Origin of the sequence: Mycoavidus cysteinexigens (genome assembly GCF_003966915.1) — a bacterium.
Lineage (GTDB): Bacteria > Pseudomonadota > Gammaproteobacteria > Burkholderiales > Burkholderiaceae > Mycoavidus > Mycoavidus cysteinexigens.
The window spans coordinates 1248031-1267759 of the sequence record NZ_AP018150.1 but is presented as its reverse complement, the minus strand read 5'-3'; the positions used below and the strand labels follow the sequence as shown (position 1 = coordinate 1267759).

Below are 19729 nucleotides of genomic sequence, written 5' to 3'. Positions count from 1 at the left end.
AAAACGCTAGAATCTATAAGCAAAGGGCAGGATCATACCGGAGAGACGGCCAATGCAGTATGCATTAATTGCTATATAACAACAATCTTTTGTTTGGGGTGGAAGTTATGGTTAAGCGTGAGTGGGTTGATACTTGTTTAATGTTGTAGGGAGATAATCTAATTCGGCTTCGTTTACTTTCGAACCATTATTTTAAGTTAGAGTTTAAGCTGACATGAAAAATTAAAAAATATGGGCAATATGTTAAGGTAGATTAATATTGCCCATATCAGAGAACTAGAGAACAAAAAAATTAAATTTTATTTGATATTTTTGATCAGACTTTAGACGGTACCCATATCGTTATAAAATCCAGTTTGTCCAGGCGGTACTTCAGAAGCAATTGGTAATCCTTCATTTCCCTCATCTGAATCATGCACACTTGAATCAGGTACTTCAGGTATGTCAAGCATGTCTAATTCTTCATCTTCTTCATCTAAATTATTTATATTAATGGGAGCGGTTCGAAAAGTACTTGCTATTGGCAGAGAACTTGAAAATGGAGCAGCACTCTTAGTCGCTTCCGATATATCATTTTGCATTGAAGGAGAAATATAAATATTTCCTTTTTTTAAATCTTTTTCTGGCATGTATGCTTTCAAAATTGACTGGAATTTTTCATCAAAAAATAATTCATCAATTTTACGATATTCTTCCGCTATTTGATGCTCATTATATTGCCTACCCTTAAGCATCGATTTGCGAACTTTTTCAATATCAATATAATTATGTTTCCTAACTCTATTCTTATAAATCCGATCGGCAAGCGTTGCCACGCGTAAATTTATCAAATCTGAATCTTTTTCATGCTTACTTTCTGATTCTTTTTTTATTTTCCATTTATTCAGCGCCTTTTTCATTTCCTTGTCAAGGGCAGACGGTTTTTTAAAATGAGCGGCAAGATAACTGTTACCAACAGAATAAATAGCTCTTCTCCTAAGTTTTTTTAAACCCATTTTCAGATCGCGTCTATTTTCAGATACAGCCTTCTCAGTTTTTTCCCTAATCGAAGAAAGATGCTCACTAGCGCGCGCTCTCAAATTATCTAAACCGATTTTCAAACTATCTATATTTTCAGATAAATTGTGTTTAATAGAAGAAAATTTTTGACTAGCTTGATCAGTAATTTTTTTTGTATTCTTTTTTATTTTTTTAAAAAAAATTGAAGGTTTGCCTTCTTTTGCAAGATCAGCAGCTTTAGAGCAATCAAATGAATCATTATCTTCGCCATTACCGCCATTCACGCTTTTGGTAGAGCCTGAATTAGGTCGCTTATTTGCGGAAGAGTTTTTTCTGGTTGATGAGCCTGGGTTTAAGCGAAAAGAATCGGGTACATAAGAACTAACATCTATGACCTTGTCGTCATCAGCTGCTTTATTTTTACCTTTATTACCTTTATTACCTTTATCTGACTTTATACGCATCTTAAAGAATAGCCCTTTTAATGGGCCGCCGGCGTTACTATCGTCGCTATTTGTAGGTTGGGGCCCCTCTTTTGGGCCTGATTTTTTCTCTTTTTGCTTTGAACTTTGGCCCGATTTGGATCGAATACTAAAAGATAAATGAGGCGCTCTAAACATCAATATACTCCTATAAAAATCGCAACTTTATATAAATAAGAGAAGGAATTTAGCAAACAATGCGAAGTAAAGTCGTATAAAACGAATCACCATATAGATGTTTCTTAAAAATTAGAAAAAAGTTAGCAAGTAGGCGCCCGCATTCGTTACTGATCGCGATATCAAAATCATTCCTGCCGATCAGGAATTCCCTGCCAGCGATTTAAGGGGTCAATCCACTGTGTTGAACGGCGTGAACGAAATGCTAACGGACTTAGCATGCGCAAGATTGCGAACGAACTAAAGGTATCAGTTAGTACGATATTTTACTGCGGAAAAAATCGTACGTTAGTAGAACGCTACGCCAGTACGATGCTTGCGAGGGCATACCAAAACTAGTCGTTTCGTGTTTGCTCGTAGTAAGTAGGGTATCAGGGAGAATCGTCCGTAAACACACGCAAAATACCTTGACAAATTTATTCACTAGTCAAATCATTAAGGTGGAGATTTATGTGCGCTATTTCCTCTCATGAGCTGGAAAGTTTTACAAGTCGTTTAACAAATTAAGCACAATATTATTTTGCGTAAGAGGACTTTAATGCCATTAGACCTTAATGCTTGGAAACAGCTTGAAGCAAAACACAATGTTGAACTGGTAGTTCCTATTTTCCAGAGTATTGATTCAGATTTCACTTACAAGGAACTTGAAGCAACGGGAATACGCTTGGGTTATTGCGCTGGACTAGCCACCCTTTGGATTTCGAAGCATTTCTGTCCAGAAAACGCCAAGTTGTGGGACACTTATGTTGGAATGAGACAACAAGAAGTACAAAATAGAACTGATCCAGACAGCCATAATAGCAATAATAATTCGGGTAGTCCGATCAGTAGAAATTCGAGGGTCCAGATTTTGATGGGTGTGCAAATGCGGCACAACGAACTGCAGCATCGTTACGTAGATGAGAGTAAGCTCTTAGATGCAAAGTATGTGGCGGAGCAGAAAAAGCTGACAGAAGAAAATGCGTTGTCGAATTCGCTATTATCTTGGGGGGCAACACTTATTTCTAATACGTTTACGTCTGATAAAGATACTCTTGATACTCTTTCGCCAGAGTTACAAAAAAAATATGAAGCTGAACATAAAGTAGAGCGTGACAAAATGTTCCGCTCAGTAGTCATTGGTAGCAGTGTTGCAGATTCTCAATACTATTCTCTAAAATCAGAATTTGTCCCGCGCGAACTTTTTCGGAGCGTTGACTTTCGAAACTATTGTTTAATCCGCTTAGTTCTAAGTATAGGGCCACTATCTACAAAATCAGGCCACGCGATTGCGGTTTATAGACATTTAGGGAATAGCTTTTTAGTTGATGCTAACAATGGTGTATGGACAGGAGGATGGTATAACATAGTTAGCCTGTTCGAAGAAATTTGGGAAACCCATTATAAGCCATACTGCAAGTTTGAAAATGCGGAACTAATCCATTTTAGTAGACCCGTAGTTTGAAATGGACTGCCGGATTTAACATAAGAAGGACTCCAGATAATTTACCTGTAAGGGCTAGATAGTAATGGCTCATTTGAAGTCCAGGTAACGATCGTTTTTTGGAAAGAATAATCGCAAATAATGTGGGTTTGCGCCGATGGATTGCAGGTCAAGGAGTTTTCAATTGCAGTTTGCTAGTGTGTCACAAATGTGTAGGGACGCGAGCCTCGGTCGCAATGCTGTATCGAAGATGAGGGCAGGCCCCTCGGAACCGGCGTACGGGCGAAGGTTCCAAACTACCTTGAGCTGCATCGGTAAAGGCATTCTTAACTGTCATGCAGCAGCACACCGACTTTAACGACTTGGCGAACAGGAGCGCGCTGGGTGTCGACGGCCTCGAACGACAAGTGCAAGCAGCTGTTTCTAAGATCCAAGAGATGCACCAAGCCCGCGACGTTCAGCAGACCCAGCAACAGGAGGAGCACAAGGCTCTAGTGAAACGTAAACTTAGCTGACTGTTGATGTTGTGTCCAAAACACGTCAAAGTGCCCTCTATCAACGGAAGCTGCGGCTTTTCGTGCTCAATGTACCGAGCAAATGAGATAAATCGACCAGGCGCTTGGCGACCAGATGGGTGATACTGCCTTGTCGCTGCCATACGCCATCTGCCGCAAGTAGCGTTGCATTAAGCGCTGCGTTGCGCTGACGCTCAAGCAATGAAGGCCATACAATCACGTTGACTTGCCCGGTCTCATCCTCAAGCGTCACGAACATCACCCCTTTGGCCGTGCCCGGACGCTGGCGTACTGCCACAATACCGCAGGCGCGCACAAGCTGTCCGTTGCGACACTGTGCCAGTGTTGTCGCCGGCAGTAAATTGTGTTTCAGCAGCCGGGTGCGTAACAACGCGAGCGGATGGCGGCCCAGCGTCAGGCCCAGCGCACGGTAATCGTGAGTGATTGTTTGTCCTTCGGTAAGCGGTGCGAATGCAGGTGTCGCGTCATCGATAGAGGCGTTGCGTAACAGCGCTGAATCAGGGACTGCCGCCATGGCGTGCCATAGCGCCGCGCGCCGATTACCGGCCAGCGAAGCGAGTGCATTGGCTGCGGCCAATGCCTGTAAATCGTGGCGACTCAGTGCGGCACGCCGCGCTAGATCCGCCACATCAGTGAAAGACTGGACTGCGCGCGCCAATTCGATGCGCGCAGCGGCTTCGGCCTTCATGCCGCGGATCAGGGACAGACCGAGTCGCACGGGCGCGCGCGTCCACGCGCCTTCGAGGGTAGAGTCCCAATGGCTGACGGTAATATCGACCGGCAAGACTTCGACCCCATGACGACGGGCGTCCTGCACCAACTGCGAAGGCGTATAAAACCCCATCGGCTGACTGTTGAGCAGCGCGCATAAAAAGGCAGCCGGTTCATGACATTTGAGCCACGCGCTCGCATAGACGAGTAGTGCGAAGCTCGCTGCGTGGCTTTCCGGGAAGCCATACTCGCCAAAGCCCTGGATCTGCGCAAAAATCGCTTCAGCAAAGGGCCGATCATAGCCGCGCGCGATCATGCCGTTGACGATGCGATCATAATACTGCCCGAGTCCGCCCTTGCGGCGCCAGGCCGCCATTGCGCGGCGTAACTGGTCAGCCTCACCAGCAGAAAAACCGGCTGCGAGCATTGCGACTTGCATCACCTGTTCCTGAAAGATTGGTACGCCGAGCGTGCGGGCTAGCGCCGTTTTCATCGCGTCGCTCGGATAGGTCACGGTCTCAAGCCCCTCGCGCCGGCGTAGGTACGGATGCACCATACCGCCTTGCATTGGACCCGGGCGCACCAGCGCCACCTCAATCACCAAATCGTAGAAACAGCGCGGACGCAAGCGCGGCAACATGCTCATCTGCGCGCGCGATTCGATTTGAAATACGCCCACGGTGTCGGCGTTGCACATCATGTCGTAAGTCGCCTCGTCCTTGGCCGGAATGTCTTGTAGCTCGAACGGTTCGCCCCGCTTCTCGGCAATCAGTTCGAGCGTGCGCCGGATGGCGCTGAGCATGCCGAGCGCTAAGATGTCGATTTTTAGCAGCCCAAGCGCGTCGATGTCGTCCTTGTCCCACTGAATGATCGAGCGATCCGGCATCGCCGCGTTCTCGATTGGCACGAGCCGGCTCAAGCGGTCTTGGCTGATCACGAACCCGCCGCTGTGCTGCGACAGGTGCCGCGGAAAGCCTAACAGCGCCGTGGCCAACGTCGCCCACTGCTGGATCATCGGCGCTTGCGTATCCAGCCCGGACCCGGCAAAGTGCTTAAGCAAATCGGTGCGGCTGTCAAACCACTGGTGCGACTTCGCTATGCGATCGACGATTAGCGCATCGATGCCCAGCGCCTTGCCAGCGTCGCGCAAGGCGCTGCGCGGCCGATAGGTCGTGACTGCGGCAGTCAGCGCTGTGCGCTCGCGTCCGTACTTACGATAAATGTACTGCATCACTTCTTCGCGGCGCTGGTGCTCGAAATCAATGTCAATATCGGGCGGTTCGTTCCGTTCCTGGCTGATAAAGCGCTCAAAGAGCAAGCTCGAGCGCGCCGGATCGACTTCGGTCACGCCGAGACAGTAGCACACTGCGGAGTTCGCCGCGGACCCGCGGCCTTGGCAAAGAATACCTTCGCTGCGCGCGAACGTAACAACGTCATAAACAGTTAAAAAGTATGGCTCATACCGCAAGCTCTCGATAAGCGCCAGTTCGTGCTCGAGCTGTTGTTGTACCGTAGGTGGGATACCGCTGGGAAAGCGGCGATGCGCACCGATATAGGTTTCCTGGCGCAGATAAGTGCTCGGCGTGTGTTCAGCGGGAACCAGCTCTTGGGGATATTCGTAGCGCAGCTCGTCCAATGAGAACTGGCACTGGCGGGCGATGCGGGTGGTTTCTTCGAGCGCATCGCGCGGATAGAGGAGGGCTAGCCTAGTTCGCGTGCGCAAATGCTGTTCGGCATTGGGCGCTAGTTCATAACCGCACGCATGCACAGGCTGATGGCGCTGGATGGCGGTCAGCATGTCCTGCAATGGCTTGCGTGAGCAAACGTGCATCAGAACTGCGCCCGTGGCGACCATGGGCACATTGTGCAACGCCGAAACGCGTTGCACGACGTCTCGATGAAGGTCGTCCAGCGCGCGTGCATGTAGCGTGAGCGCGACCCACGCGCGCGTGCCAAAAAGTTTCTTAAACCAGGTGAGTTGGTCGTGAAGGCGCTGCGCATTGGCAGGGTATTCTGGATTCAAAATGACCACACAATCCGGTAACGCGTGCAAGTGGGGGACATCTGCGTTGAGACAATCTAGATCCGCTTGGAATAACTGGTATTTGCCCTTCTCACTGCGCATGCGGCCCAGCGTAATGAACTCGGATAGATTGCCATAGCCATTGCGATTCATCGCCAGCGCTGTCAACGCGAGCGGATCGTCGCCATTCGGTTGAGTCAACCGAAAGTACGCACCCACAATCAACGGTAAACCGATCTTTTTTGCTTCGAGGTGGGCACGCACGATGCCGGCAAGCGAGCATTCGTCGGTGATGGCGAGTGCCGTGTAAGCAAGTTGCGAGGCGCGCGCGACCAGCTCCTCCGCATGCGAGGCACCCTGCAGAAATGAGAAGTTCGACGCACACTGTAGTTCTGCATAGTCAGGGTGTGCGCCGTATGCTGGCGTGTCCATACGCTAGCCAAATAGCCCATGGAGAAACCAGCGCGGTGTGCGCGAGGCGTTCACGCCCACCCGTTCACAATACACCCAGTAGTGCACATGATCCTCGGATTGCGCGACGTAATAGTCCCGCATCACAACGTGCCGGTCGTGCCAGCCCGCTTCGATCCGCTCGGCTGAAGAGATAAGGCGTAACGGCGTGCCGTAGAAAAGCCGATTGCCGCGTAGCATGATCTGGATCGGTTCTTTCAGTAGCCAGGCTGGACGCGGTAATGACGAGGGCGCAGAGATGAATGTCTTATCCACGGGTACCCAGCGAGAGGCCAACTCTGGGCGATGATCGGCGAGCGGTAAGGGTTGGAGTACATTCTCGCGGCCCAGGCGTGCGACGAGCAGCTCGAGTAGTCGCGCATGGTCGGTGGCTGAGCCGCCTGGCTCTGAAAAAAGCGTGTCGCTGTGCAACTGCACTGTGCGCACGTCTTTTGCAAGCAGCCGTATAGCGATAACCGGCGCGCGCAGTTCGGTGCGGGCAAGCCGCTCTTTGAGCAGGCGCACGAGGTGCGCATCGTGCCACATGGGTTCGCCCAGCGCGACCTCGATGATGCTCGGTTCGATCGCAGACCGGCCACGTTCGTGTTCGAGTACGACGGCAAAGCGCACGACGGCGAGCTGCTGGGCGGCGAGCCAGCCCGTCATCTGTAGGAGCAGCCGGCGCGTGGCAAAGAGCGCCGCTTCTGCTTGCTCGATTCGGTCCGGTAAATCGATGCGCGCCTCAAACTCGGGCGGGGCTTGTAGCCACTCGTACGCTTCGGGTGCGGTACCCAGTGCGCGATCGAGCACATCGAGCAGCGCGGTGCCGCACCGCTTATTCAGTCCCGCGCGTGGCAGGCAGCATAGATCCGCCATCGTGCGGCAGCCCAGACCCTCGAACCATTCAGCGTACTGTTGCGCCGGCGGCAAGATGGCGAGCGGTTGGCGTCCCAGCACCCGGCTGAGTGTCTTGAACGACAGCGCGTAGCCACCCCCTGAGCGCGCGAGCAGCCACGCGGCCTGACCCGTTGGGGCGACGGCCCAATGGGCCGACACGCCGAATGCCTCGATGAGCGCGCGCGCTCCGCGCTGCAACGCACGTATGCCCCCGAAAAGCCGAAGGCTTGCATACACGTCGAGTATCACGCTTGTCTCATCGGCCAGCACAACGTGCGGTGTAAAGCGCAGCAGCGCGAGCGCCGCGCTGCGCTGGAGAGTATGTTCGCGTGCGGGGTCACGCTCGCGTATCTGCGCGTGCGGCGCGAGCGTGAGTACCCCGCCGCGACGCATACCTGGCACGACCCCCAATGCCCGCGCGACGGTGTCGAGTTGCGCGACACGGTCTTTTTCCAGCACCACCCAACCCCGCGTATCAGAGGGAGACCACAATGGGCGGAATGACTCAAGCGGTAGGCAAGGCAGATGCATGCCAATCCACACACGCATATCAACTCAACAAAATAGGGCAGGGACTCAGCGGCACGCACAACGGCTCGTCTCGGGGCGAGCCGCGCCGCTTGAGGAGGGTCAGTTGGACGCCAGCGCTCGCGGGGGTTAGGGTAAGCCGAAGCAGGGCGGGTGAAGCGTTGAGCGCCGCGGAAAGCGGGCGTAGCAAAAAGCACAGCGCCTGGCCGTGTTGCGCTGCCAGAGACAGCCGGCGTAGTGCCTCGGCGCGCATGGTGCATTGCCACAGCAGCACCGCGCCGCACGAGTCGGCGCGCAGCGCCTGTTCGGCCGCCCACAACGCGTCAGCCGTCTTTGGCGCGTGCAGCACGCAGAAGGACGCACTGGCAAGACCCCAGTAACCTAGCGCCAGCGGCTGCAATAGGTGTGGTGGATTAATCAACATGACTGGACGGCTGCCCAATGCGCGCAGCGCTGGCACGAGTAGCCGCAATTCGCCGATGCCCGGTTGCTGGACAAGTAATTCCGTGAATGCGCCTTGTGGCCAGCCGCCTCCGGGCAATTCTGCGGTCAGCTCAGGGTGGCCTGTATCGATGCAGCGGCGTGTCGCGTGTGCGCGTTGCGCACCGCACCATAGCGTAGGATGGATGGACTCGGGAGAAAGAGATAGAGCAGGGCTCATGAATGGCATAATACTGTATAAATATACAGGTATACTACCCGTAAAAATGCGTCTTTTCAAGCCGAGGCAAATTTTTGTAGAGGGGCGTAGCGTGAGGTGGCCCATTAATGTGGGACGGCTGCACGCCTATTTTAATAATTATTTTTTAGTCAATTGATGAGAGGCACTATGAGCACTATGTCGCCACGCGTAAGTCAATCCCCTTCTGTAAAGAAAGATTGGTATCTCATGCGAGTTCGTCTCAAAAGTGAATTGAAAGCGCTCAATCTCTTACGAGAATTCATTATGCAATCCGGTTGTCTGGAAAAATTTGGCTCTGTTTTGGTGCCTACTCATAAAGTTAGAGAAATTAAACATGGCCGTAAAAACATTACCGAAAAAATATTTTGTCGCGGCTATGTGTTCATTGAAATGGAAATGAACGATATAACCTCGGCTATGGTACAAAAAACGGTCGAGGTGCAGGGAGTGGGTGACGGCCATCTAAAAGGTTCTCCACTCCGGCCCATTTCTCAGGATGAGGTAGATAAAATTTTATCCCTGATGCGGGCTGACGGCCCTCCCTCTGAATCAATCCGTTTTAATGTGGGAGAAACAGTACGCATTATAAGAGGGCTTTTTGCTCCCTTAAGCGGGTCTATTGAAGAAATTAATTCCGAACGTTTTCACGTAAGAGTCTCCTTCACGTTTGAAGGTCAGACGATGTCGACCGAAGTCCATTTCAAGGATGTGGAAAAGCTTTCCCAGAGCTAATCTTGGGGCAGACGCAGAATTTGGGGCTTAAGGTGCAGTGGAACGGTTAACCAGCATAAGGGTTGTTGCAGAACAATTTCCAGCAATAACACCCATGAATAGGCATGACCGAAACCGTTCCTTTTCGGATGACTTGGCGATCCATGTTTTTTTTGAAGATCTTCCGTATTTCAATGATTTATCGAACTGATTGCCTGTGCGTCCCACAAAATAGGCATTCCACCCCATGACAGGATTTTTTGCAAAAATCATTTGTCCATCGGTACAATTCGGAAAAATTGTGGATGAAGACGATGCGGTCTTTGAGCGGAGTACATAAAATATGCGCGTACTCCCTTATTTTCAGACTTCACCTATTGTTAAAAATCTTAAAAAATTCGGCTTTTCTACGTCGTTCGTTCATTGAACTCAACGGGAGTGAGAAAGTGCTGGCGCAAGGAACCCAATGCTTACACCGATCAATGGCATGTTGTCGAGATCCCATCCTGTTGCCCAGGGACAGCTTCCCTTGCAAACTCCGCAGCAGATACTTGAGCAAGTCGAACTGTATAAAACTTTAACGGATGAGTATACAAAAATCGGTCAGGTTGACGCAGCAGAAAAGCTCTATCAGGCGGCTCAAAAGCTTTTTGAAGAAGAAGCAGAAAAATTGTCTCTTGTCCCTCAGTCGGGAAAAATAATTGAGTCTATTTATTTAAGTTACGGCTTATTGTTAAATGAACAAGGGCGCAGGACCGAAGCAGAGACGCTAGAACAAAAGAGACAGCAACTTTTTGAGCGATATAGACTCAATAACGCTGGCTTTTCTAAAAAGCGACCGGTTGAGAGGGGGTCAAGTAGTTTGCATTTAAATAAGAAAAACCCTCCCGTTGCCATTGAACGACTTGCCGGGGTGGATGCTTCTTTATTCAGCTATCCCAATACAAAGCTCGAAGCCTTCCAGGAGAGTTCAGCTGAAGCCCAAACCTTCTCTTTTAAACCGATATTAACCGATTCAGCCGGTACCGATTATATTGGGGTGGAGACGCTAGTACAAAGCTGCCATGGCACGATTAATGCGCCAGTCCATGGCAAGAATAATACGGTCAACGTGCATTACTACTCACCGAATAGAGAACTTCTGCCGCACATCCAAGAAATCCATACGTCCGTTGGAGAATTAAAAACCGCCTATCTAGATCGGTTTAAAGAACAGCAAGCGCTAGAACTACGCTCGAAGAAAGAACCGCTGGCCATCCTAGGCCGCAATATCGAGGCAGAATATTTCACCGCGTGGGAAGAGCCGGGGGAGATTCAGGATGGCCTAGCGATGTATGTGGCCCCGCAGGCTACAACTGTCACAGACAAAAAGACTCTTTTTGATTTAGACGAAGCGGTAACCGCCTTTTTGACTCAAGCCCAGGATTCTAGCCAGAAAACCCAGGTACTCCTACTACGGGGCGAAGCGGGTTTAGGTAAATCGACTTTTAATCGGCACTTAGCGCGTCGCTTATGGCGAGACTATAGTGCGGCTTCGGGAGAGCGACCGATCCCCCTATACATCTCTTTACCGACGATAGACAGGCCCAACAAGAACTTGATCGGCCAATATTTATCGGATAAATGCGGTTTCTCGCCAGAGCAGATCGACGCGTTGCGAGCAAGCCAGCGCTTTATTTTAATCTTAGATGGCTACGATGAGATTCCTGCGGAACAACGAAATCTCTATGCGGATGAAAAACTTGACCAATGGCAAGCAAAAATCCTACTGAGTTGCCGGCCCGAGTATTTAACGGAGGGCTACAAAAACCATCTGCAGCCGCGAGGACGTTCACGTGTGCTGCTGGAGTATCAGCTTGCACCATTCTCGGAACAGTCGATCGAGGCGTATATTCATCAGTATGTTGAATATACCCAGGCTCAGTGGAGCGCTGAAGACTATCAAGACACGTTAGCGCGTATTCCAAATGTCAAAGAACTATTGGGTACGCCTTTTTTGCTTAAAATGGCTTTAAGCGTGTTGCCTACATTAAACGAAACTCGGCTCGGTCACCTGGCGTTAACCCGAATCAAACTCTACGAGCAGTTTGTGCAGACGTGGTTTGAGCGTTCGTTAGCGCGTTTAGATGCGATTCAGTCTAAATTGACGGATGCAGAGCAAAAGGTTTTGCGCAGTTTAAAAGACGAAGGCTTTATTGAGCATAGCCAAACATTTAATACACAGTTTGCGCTGAAGATGTCATCGGCTAAAACAACCGTAGCGGAATATTCCCCGATCGCTCGCCTAAATATGCCGCAGGGTAAGCGATATGAGACCTTTCTGAGCAATAAGGATGAAGAAAAGAATCTACTGCGTTTTAGCGCGTTACTGACTCGCCAGCAGCAGCAATATCGGTTTATTCATAAATCGATCCAGGATTATTTAGTGGCGCGCGCGGTGTGGGAAGAGCTGGAAAACTTCACGGAATTGGCGGCATCGGATCATTCTACCCCGTTAAACTGGGTAGGAAAGGTGCGGGTGTTATGGGAAGCGCTCAGCCCTCCTGTTGAAGTGGATGCTGCGGCCTTATTGAATACCTTCAATGTTGTGGAGGATTTAGCGATCCAGCGCTTTTTGGTCGAGCGAGTTCAACACAATGGAGGGCTGCTGAAACCGCTGTTGGCGTGGATCAAAGCGTCAACGAGCCAGAATAGCGTGAGCATGGCTGCGGCGAACGCGATCACGATCCTGATTAAAGCTGGGGTGCAGTTCTATGAAGCGGATTTAAAAGGAATCCAGATACCCGGTGCAGATCTGAGCTTTGGGGTATTCGATTCAGCGCAGTTGCAAGGGGCGGATTTAAGCCAGGTCAATTTTCGTAATAGTTGGCTTCGCCATGCGGATTTAAGCGCAGCCAAGATGGCTGGGGTGCGGTTTGGCGAATGGGCTTATCTCCAAGAGGAAAGCGAGGTGTATTCCTGCGCGTATTCCCCGGATGGGGAAAACTGTGCGGTAGGGCTTTGGAACGGCACGATCAGCCTCTATTCGACTTCGAATTGGGAAAAATCCTACACTTTAGAAGGACATACCCTCCATGTTACTAGCGTGGTGTATTCGCCGAGCGGTTTGCAAATCGCCTCGGGGAGTGATGACACTACGGTGCGTCTGTGGGATGCGCACAGCGGCGCGGCTGGACACACCTTAGAAGGACACACCGACTCTGTTTATAGCGTGGTGTATTCGCCGAGCGGATCGCAGATTGCCTCGGGGAGTCAGGACAATACGGTGCGTCTGTGGGACGCGCACAGCGGAGCGGCTGTGCACACCTTAGAAGGACATACCTCCGCTGTTGTGAGCGTGGTGTATTCGCCGAGCGGTTCGCAGATCGCCTCGGGGAGTGAGGACAATACGGTGCGTCTGTGGGACGCGTACAGCGGAGCGGCTGGGCACACCTTAAAAGGACATACCTCCGCTGTTAATAGCGTGGCGTATTCGCCGAGCGGTTCGCAGATCGCCTCGGGGAGTTGGGACAATATGGTGCGTCTGTGGGACGCGGAAAGCGGCACGGCTGGGCACACCTTAAAAGGACATACCTCCGCTGTTAATAGCGTGGTGTATTCGCCGAGCGGTTCGCAGATCGCCTCGGGGAGTTGGGACAATATGGTGCGTCTGTGGGACGCGGAAAGCGGCACGGCTGTGCACACCTTAGAAGGACATACCGCCATTGTTAAGAGCGTGGTGTATTCGCCGAGCGGTTCGCAGATCGCCTCGGGGAGTCAGGACAAGACTGTGCGTCTGTGGGACGCGCAGAGCAGAGCGGCTGGGCACACCTTATGCGGACATACCTCCACTGTTATGAGCGTGGTGTATTCGCCCAGCGGAACGCAGATCGCCTCGGGGAGTAGAGACAAGACGGTACGTCTGTGGGATGCGCAAAGCGACGCGTCTGGGCACACCTTAGAAGGACATACAGACACTGTTTGGAGCGTGGTGTATTCGCCCAGCGGAACGCAGATCGCCTCGGGGAGTTCTGACAAGACGGTGCGTCTGTGGGACGCGGAAAGCGGCGCGGCGGGGCACACCTTAGAAGGACATACAGACACTGTTTGGAGCGTGGTGTATTCGCCGAGCGGAGCGCAGATTGCCTCGGGGAGTTGGGACAAGACGGTACGTCTGTGGGACGCGCAAAGCGGCGCGCCCGGCCTCACCTTGACGGGCCATACCGAGGCTGTTTTGAGCGTGGCGTATTCGTCGAGCGGTTTGCAGCTGGCCTCGGGGAGTAGAGACAAGACGGTACGTCTGTGGGACGCGCAAAGCGGCGCGCCCGGCCTCACCTTGACGGGCCATACCGAGGCTGTTTTGAGCGTGGTGTATTCGTCGAGCGGTTTGCAGCTGGCCTCGGGGAGTTCTGACGATACGATTCGTCTGTGGGACGTGCGCAGCGGAGCGGCGGGTCACACCTTAGAAGGACATACCGACTCTGTTTTGAGCGTGGCGTATTCGCCGAGCGGTTCGCAGATCGCATCGGGGAGTTCTGACAAGACGGTACGTCTGTGGGAGGTCGCTTCGGGTGAATGTCTAAGAATGATTCAAGATTTTGCTGGGAGTGTCACTAGCGTAGCCTGGAAAGCGACGCCAGAGGGCTCCTATCTGTTGACAGGCAGTAGTGATAAGTGCGTTCGTCAGTGGGAGATAGCAGAGGGAGCTGAAGTGCGGGTTCGCCTGAGCTGGATGTCCCCGCATTCTGGATTGACAGTGAAGGGCGCATTAATAGAAGGCGTGGAAGGCTTAAGCGATACGAATAGAGCGCTGTTGAAGCAACGGGGCGCCGACGATGGGACTTTACTATCTGATCTGGAAGAGTCTGATGAAGAAGATTTTTCCGAAGAGGAAGAAGAGTATTCTTTTTGATAAGGGGGTCAAGCGATCAACTGGATGCAGGGGTTTTCCTGCATTTACAGGCAATCAACTTAACATAATCCATATTCTGGACAGTTTGAATGTAGCAGCTAGATAGTAATGTCTCACTTTAGCCAGATAGAAATGTCCTATTTCTAATCAGCCACCTTATGCTAAGCGGCTTATGTCGCTGATCTGAGGTGCATGATGGCTAAACACCATGGAAGCAGCCAATGCTTTTGTACCGCATTTTATTGCCGACTTTAATGCGCGCTTCGCCAAGCCGCCTAAAAATAATTTCAATGCTCATCGGCCACTGCGCAAAGATGAAGATCTCGATAAGATTTTGACATGACGTCAGTCGCGTTGTGTGACGCACTCGCTAACAGTGCAATATGATCGTAAGCGGTCAGCCGGACCACTGTTGACAGGTTATAAAGGAGGCGGTAAAGGGAGCAATTCGTCGATTCGCCGATGAGGCCAAGCAGGTAATTTTTCCAAAGTGTCTTTGAGCCATGCAGCGGGATCAAGCCCATTGAGCTTGGCTGTGGCAAACAGACTTTGAATCGCAGCGGCGCGCCGACCCGCACGTTCAGAGCCTATAAAGAGCCAATTCTTGCGGCCCACGGCAATGGGACGGATGATATTCTCTATGGCGTTATTGTCTATGGGCAGGTTGGCCGAATGGGCAAAGCGTGATAGCGCCTGCCAGCGTCTTAAACTGTAGTCGATCGCCCGCGCCAGCGCGCTGTTATCCGCTACCGTGACGCGAGTCTCCAATAGCCACTGATGGCAGGTCTGGAGTTTTGGAATCGTTTCTTTTCGCCGTAAGGCTTCGCATTCACCTGGACTGGCTCGCGCCCGTTTTTCAATTTCATAAAGCTCCCCAATCATTTCCAGAGCCTGCTGGGCAAGAGGAGATTGATTGGCAGCATAGAGGTCAAAAAATTTTCGTCGCGCATGGGCCATACACCCCACTTCGGCGATGCCTTTGCTAAATAAGGATTTATACCCTTTAAAATCATCCACAACCAGATCGCCTTGCCACTCTTGCAAGAAGGTCTGTGCATGACTGCCTGAACGACTCAATTGATAATCAAACACCGCAATGGGTGGCCCAGCGTCCAGATTATTGCCGCGGTAAGCCCACAGATAGGCGCGTTTCGTTTTGCCTTTGCCTGGATCAAGTTGAGCTACAGGGGTTTCATCTGCGTGTAAAACGGGACGCGCTCGCAATAAATCCGCCAGGCGTTCCGCTAGCGGCTGTAAAGCAGCACCAGTCTGTCCTATCCATTACGCCAGACTTGAGCGCGCTAAATGGACCCCTTGCCGTTCTGCAATAGCTTTGAGCCTCCATCCCAGACCAACAGCTTTAAGCGCGTACCACGCCGATTATGAAAGGCGTAAGCGGTTCCATTACACTGCTTTTTCCCTAGCGCTTGTTGGGCACGTTGCGATAACCCGTCTATCCCCAGACGCATATCCACTGGCTCTACCGCTAGCCATACCTGGCAAGGTTTCAGCATCACCCCAGCTCTCGCAACAACTGCCCTAACCAATGCGGGCAAACCTTCTGGGGCAATTCCAGTTGCCATCTGCTGGCTTCCCACACGGTCAACTTTGGCGACGCTTCATCTGTTTGCACTTTGACTGACACCCAGCTTAATCCTTGCGGGGGCTTAGTGGGCAAACCCCCATCCTTGCGTAACTTGACCACCCAATCTTTGAAGGTATTCAGCTTCAGTCCATGAACCGCGCAATACGCAGCCTGCGTTTGAACACTCCTTTTCCAATTCGAAACATGGCTTGCCCAATGCTCGCGCCTTTGCAATCTTGCCTCTGCTCTCATGCTTTCTTCCCTTAAATTTGGCAAGATTGCACCAGGCTACGGCTAGGATCAACGTGGGGCACACGGACGCTTACGTTGGGCCTAAGCCCTCGGCAGATCTTTCGCAATGGCCCCCCATTGCTACGTTTCCAGCCCCCGCCACATCAAACCGGACAAGCGGTTTTCCCGCATCCGGCTTTCCTGTTCGCTTCTCGTTAAATTTTATGTGACTTATCTTGCTGGGGTTGCTTTCAGCCTGTCTCGATAATCGAACGTCGGCACACTATGGCTTGATCGAAAGCAGACAGGGCAATGCGCTTCATATCAGGGATCTCTATTGTAGACTCTACGCCGACCGCAGTTTGCGACGATCTACGTATAGTCGCCATCATGTATTTGACGGCTTGGCAGCGGTGGTAATAATTCCACTGGATAGTTTTTTTGGTTTCACACTACATGCAATGGGTGAACTGCTGAGTTATGGGTGCTTTGGCCTTTCTTTCTTAGAGGGTTCGGTTTGCAAGACTTACATTCTCTTCGAAATACTTAGCGCGCACCTCTTCTTTGCTCTCCTCCCTGCCCCTCCTCAATCCGGATTGAATTCCATTCAATGACCTTCTAACAGCTAGGGTCAACGATCTTTAATTGATCATCTCAATGCCACCACGATGAGCAACAAAGAACGTCGCATCGGTCAGTGCCAGAGCCGCATGCTGCTCACCTTTGTTTAGCAGCAGACAATCACCAGCATGCAATTCCACTTCGCCAAATTTTACGATTCCTTCGATCATGAAGATTTGTTCCCATCCATTGTGATCGTGCATCGGAAAACGTGCGCCGGCCTCAAAGCGCACAAAATAACTGCCATCGCCATTTTCATCCCACACATTTGAAATGAGCATCCCGTCAATATCTGTTTTATTCCATTGCCGCGCAACCTCTCTTTCTAAAAGCATGATTTTTCCTTAAAGTTATTAGACGAAAAGCTAACGAACGTTAGGTTGCCTTAAGTTTCAAATCATGTCAAGTAATTAGTTGCGTTTACGCTTTTTCGACATTCCCTACTCTGATTGCACTCCGAGTGCGCTAAGCAAGCGCAAGAGATGTTCTTCGAAGATTGATGGCGGGTCAGTTTGCAGCAGTGAGAACGCCATAATGCCTTCTGCCGCTCCAAAGATAATCGGTGCGGCAGCGACGCCGGTAAGTGTCGACACAATACTCTTATCGGATCGCCCAAGCTCCCATGCGGCGGCTAACCAATCCATGTTCTGTGTGGTGAATAGACGAATTTCTTGCATTACCTCTTCAGGTAGTGAGTTGCGCTCGACCGCCAACATGAGTCCGAGACAGAGGCGGCGTTCGTCTTTCAATGTATTATTACTGAACATCTGAACGTAGCGGTGAAGCCGAACATTTCCTGCCGGTGCCTGATCGATTTCTGCCAGGTCCTCTCGTTCCAGCTGAGAATACAAAGCCATTGCTTGAAGGGCGACTGCATTCTTCGAATCGAAATGGCTATAAAGACTTGCTGCTTGTATGCAAGCGGCCTGTGCGAGTTCTCGCAAGCTCAACGCTGAAAAGCCATGTGTCTGCATCATGTCTACCGCTAAGCTGGTCAATACTTCCTTGCGAGAGCCAACCGTTTTATCTGTTTTTTTCATTGATCACTCGACTCATTGTATGAAATTTTATTCCTCTATGCGAATGATACAGATCTAGCCGGCACAAGCTTGAAGGTCTTGAGCCAGCCCTTCAGATTCTTAATATCTTCGAACGCAGCAAGATCATGCTCAAGGGCTCGGATGTTTTGCCGGAAATTTTTGATTTCAATGGCAAGATCTCGTAAAACAATATCTGGAGACAGTCCCTCGAAAGGCCTGATTCCATAAGTATGCCGAAATGTGGTTTCGACATGCAGGATTTCTTGGTCTAGTTCTCGAACTTGCTCTTTCAAAACCTTGTTGTAGTGTTTCAGCCGGTTTTCGCTGATGCCGTTGATCGAATGCTGATCAATATGCTCCAGCTCCAATTGCAGCTCCAACAACTGCAATAAATTATTCTTGGCATAAGCAGCATTGACGCGTTGCATCAGCTTGGTTTTTCGATCACGTTCTCGCGGATCAACTTCGCGATCGGGGTGTAGAGTACTGGCTAGTTTGCGATAGATTTCACGGATAGAAAGGCTGACCTGCGCCTGTTCTTCTTGTGCACGAGCTTCTGCCGCAAGTTGTTTGGGCGATTTTTTTCTTGCCGCCCGGCGTGCTTCCCGCGCTGTAGTTTTGGCTTCCGCTTTCACTTGTTCTTGCTCAATATGCGCCTGAGCATATTGCAACAAATCTTCCGGCGAGTTTATGTCTAAATCATCGCCTAGATCGACACCGAGCATAGCCTCCAATATCGACCTCATATCGTCGACTTCGTTAGCGGTTTCACTGTCGTAGTCGATCGGGTTGTATTTGTTGTAAATCGTTTTCAAGCTCTCCTCTTCGTCGATCAGATCACGCACCCGATCAACGATTACGGCAGCGGTCTTGCGACGTTCTGCTTGGGTAAGTTCCTTTTGGCTATAGGCACGATCAAGGCAATATACCATCTGAATTTGTAAAGCGGTCGAGGCCTGCTCAAGAGGTAGGAGCTCATTAACGTACTGTTGTTGGAACGCGGACGTCACGGTTTCCCAAGTGCCAAGCCGCTTGCGTCGCTTATCAATCTGTTTAATCAGAGAATTGAACGCCTTTTGTTCTTTCGACAGAGCGGAGTTGTTTTGATTCGGTGAAATATTAACAGACCAACTGTTTGTCTCGATCATAAGCCAGTTTTTTGCTAAAAGCAGGAGAAAATTAATGATTGCATAGATTTTAACCTGAATATTTGACTTAGTTGGAGCAAAGCTACAATAAGAAAGCTAACTTGAAAGCCCTATTTGTCCTATGCTATCTGTATTTCTTATGGCGCCCCAGTGCACGGCAAAGCATATTGCACACGAAGTTATCCGGCGCCGCACTGGCTTGATAAGTCAGTATACTTTTAAAGTCTCCAACCGCTTCTAAAGTAGCAACTGCGCAGCCGCGGACATAAATTGAGAGCATCATAAGCCACCACGTTCTCTGCGCAATTCATCAAGAGAGCCCCCAGGCACCGTTTTAATAAAGTAGAGTTCCATGCCAAGTACAGCGAGTACAGCCAGCAATTTACGCGAACCAAATTCGGGGGCATGCCCGCGTTCAAAACGTGAAAGAGATTCTTGGGCGATACCGGACTGCATAGCCACCATACCTTGCTTGAGGCCAAGGGCCCTGCGGCGTGCAGAGACAGCTTCTCCGAGTTCTTGAAGAGTTTTCATTTGATATTTATATCAAAAAATAGGCTATTAGTACATATTTTTGACGAAAATATCAAAATA

13 protein-coding genes and 2 pseudogenes are annotated in these 19729 nt (G+C 50.6%); 4 read left to right on the top strand and 11 right to left on the bottom strand.

What is annotated here, in order from left to right; genetic code table 11:
• Positions 1-323 precede the first annotated feature (323 nt).
• Positions 324-1619 (bottom strand): hypothetical protein, encoded by a 1296-nt coding sequence (locus MCB1EB_RS05305; RefSeq protein WP_126353899.1) that lies wholly within the window; start codon positions 1617-1619, stop codon positions 324-326.
• A 577-nt stretch (positions 1620-2196) separates the two neighbouring features.
• Between MCB1EB_RS05305 and MCB1EB_RS05300 the strand changes: the two genes are divergently transcribed.
• A complete protein-coding gene (locus tag MCB1EB_RS05300) occupies positions 2197-3102 on the top strand; it encodes a hypothetical protein (RefSeq protein WP_045362380.1) in 906 nt (301 codons plus the stop codon).
• A 314-nt stretch (positions 3103-3416) separates the two neighbouring features.
• The gene (locus MCB1EB_RS12355; RefSeq protein WP_045362383.1) at positions 3417-3596 is read left to right on the top strand and encodes a hypothetical protein; all 180 of its coding nucleotides are present in this window, start codon (positions 3417-3419) and stop codon (positions 3594-3596) included.
• Positions 3597-3636: 40 nt separating this feature from the next.
• Here MCB1EB_RS12355 and MCB1EB_RS05295 read toward each other — a convergent pair whose 3' ends face one another.
• The 3 genes from MCB1EB_RS05295 to imuA are packed head-to-tail and all read right to left on the bottom strand — an operon-like array spanning position 3637 to position 8887.
• Complete coding sequence (locus MCB1EB_RS05295) at positions 3637-6783, bottom strand: error-prone DNA polymerase (protein ID WP_045362386.1); 3147 nt, start codon at positions 6781-6783, stop codon at positions 3637-3639.
• Between the two features lie 3 nt (positions 6784-6786).
• On the bottom strand, positions 6787-8247 hold the full coding sequence (locus MCB1EB_RS05290) for a Y-family DNA polymerase (RefSeq protein WP_045362388.1): 1461 nt from the start codon (positions 8245-8247) through the stop codon (positions 6787-6789).
• Position 8248: 1 nt separating this feature from the next.
• A complete protein-coding gene (gene imuA, locus MCB1EB_RS05285) occupies positions 8249-8887 on the bottom strand; it encodes a translesion DNA synthesis-associated protein ImuA (RefSeq protein WP_045365618.1) in 639 nt (212 codons plus the stop codon).
• Between the two features lie 168 nt (positions 8888-9055).
• Between imuA and nusG the strand changes: the two genes are divergently transcribed.
• Positions 9056-9640 (top strand): transcription termination/antitermination protein NusG, encoded by a 585-nt coding sequence (nusG, locus tag MCB1EB_RS05280; protein ID WP_161566181.1) that lies wholly within the window; start codon positions 9056-9058, stop codon positions 9638-9640.
• Positions 9641-14709: 5069 nt separating this feature from the next.
• Positions 14710-14850 (top strand): annotated as a pseudogene (locus tag MCB1EB_RS12350) (ISNCY family transposase); the annotation flags it as partial.
• Between the two features lie 80 nt (positions 14851-14930).
• Here MCB1EB_RS12350 and tnpC read toward each other — a convergent pair.
• The 7 genes and pseudogenes from tnpC to MCB1EB_RS05235 all read right to left on the bottom strand — a co-directional run.
• Positions 14931-15854 (bottom strand): annotated as a pseudogene (tnpC, locus tag MCB1EB_RS05265) (IS66 family transposase); the annotation flags it as partial.
• The gene (tnpB, locus tag MCB1EB_RS05260) at positions 15812-15979 is read right to left on the bottom strand and encodes an IS66 family insertion sequence element accessory protein TnpB (protein WP_232034160.1); all 168 of its coding nucleotides are present in this window, start codon (positions 15977-15979) and stop codon (positions 15812-15814) included. The gene tnpB and the pseudogene tnpC, both read right to left, overlap by 43 nt.
• Positions 15980-16023: 44 nt before the next feature.
• Positions 16024-16347 carry an IS66 family insertion sequence element accessory protein TnpA gene (gene tnpA, locus MCB1EB_RS05255; protein ID WP_052393690.1) on the bottom strand — a complete coding sequence of 108 codons (324 nt, stop codon included), beginning with the start codon at positions 16345-16347 and terminating at the stop codon, positions 16024-16026.
• A 620-nt stretch (positions 16348-16967) separates the two neighbouring features.
• Entirely contained in the window at positions 16968-17282 is a 315-nt protein-coding gene (locus tag MCB1EB_RS05250) for a cupin domain-containing protein (RefSeq protein ID WP_026920644.1), read from the bottom strand.
• A 105-nt stretch (positions 17283-17387) separates the two neighbouring features.
• Positions 17388-17987 (bottom strand): TetR/AcrR family transcriptional regulator, encoded by a 600-nt coding sequence (locus tag MCB1EB_RS05245; protein WP_045362396.1) that lies wholly within the window; start codon positions 17985-17987, stop codon positions 17388-17390.
• A gap of 35 nt (positions 17988-18022) precedes the next feature.
• Positions 18023-19135, bottom strand: coding sequence for a J domain-containing protein (locus tag MCB1EB_RS05240; protein ID WP_045362398.1), 1113 nt, complete (start codon positions 19133-19135; stop codon positions 18023-18025).
• Between the two features lie 279 nt (positions 19136-19414).
• Complete coding sequence (locus MCB1EB_RS05235) at positions 19415-19669, bottom strand: XRE family transcriptional regulator (protein ID WP_052393693.1); 255 nt, start codon at positions 19667-19669, stop codon at positions 19415-19417.
• Positions 19670-19729: the final 60 nt, after the last annotated feature.

What these genes read in the sequence shown, in the direction of transcription:
- MCB1EB_RS05305 (WP_126353899.1), bottom strand. Translation starts at nt 1,619, where the DNA reads ATGTTTAGAGCGCCTCATTTATCTTTTAGTATTCGATCCAAATCGGGC.
- MCB1EB_RS05300 (WP_045362380.1), top strand. Translation starts at nt 2,197, where the DNA reads ATGCCATTAGACCTTAATGCTTGGAAACAGCTTGAAGCAAAACACAAT.
- MCB1EB_RS12355 (WP_045362383.1), top strand. Translation starts at nt 3,417, where the DNA reads ATGCAGCAGCACACCGACTTTAACGACTTGGCGAACAGGAGCGCGCTG.
- MCB1EB_RS05295 (WP_045362386.1), bottom strand. Translation starts at nt 6,783, where the DNA reads ATGGACACGCCAGCATACGGCGCACACCCTGACTATGCAGAACTACAG.
- MCB1EB_RS05290 (WP_045362388.1), bottom strand. Translation starts at nt 8,247, where the DNA reads ATGCGTGTGTGGATTGGCATGCATCTGCCTTGCCTACCGCTTGAGTCA.
- imuA (WP_045365618.1), bottom strand. Translation starts at nt 8,887, where the DNA reads ATGAGCCCTGCTCTATCTCTTTCTCCCGAGTCCATCCATCCTACGCTA.
- nusG (WP_161566181.1), top strand. Translation starts at nt 9,056, where the DNA reads ATGAGCACTATGTCGCCACGCGTAAGTCAATCCCCTTCTGTAAAGAAA.
- tnpB (WP_232034160.1), bottom strand. Translation starts at nt 15,979, where the DNA reads ATGCGTCTGGGGATAGACGGGTTATCGCAACGTGCCCAACAAGCGCTA.
- tnpA (WP_052393690.1), bottom strand. Translation starts at nt 16,347, where the DNA reads ATGAGAGCAGAGGCAAGATTGCAAAGGCGCGAGCATTGGGCAAGCCAT.
- MCB1EB_RS05250 (WP_026920644.1), bottom strand. Translation starts at nt 17,282, where the DNA reads ATGCTTTTAGAAAGAGAGGTTGCGCGGCAATGGAATAAAACAGATATT.
- MCB1EB_RS05245 (WP_045362396.1), bottom strand. Translation starts at nt 17,987, where the DNA reads ATGAAAAAAACAGATAAAACGGTTGGCTCTCGCAAGGAAGTATTGACC.
- MCB1EB_RS05240 (WP_045362398.1), bottom strand. Translation starts at nt 19,135, where the DNA reads ATGATCGAGACAAACAGTTGGTCTGTTAATATTTCACCGAATCAAAAC.
- MCB1EB_RS05235 (WP_052393693.1), bottom strand. Translation starts at nt 19,669, where the DNA reads ATGAAAACTCTTCAAGAACTCGGAGAAGCTGTCTCTGCACGCCGCAGG.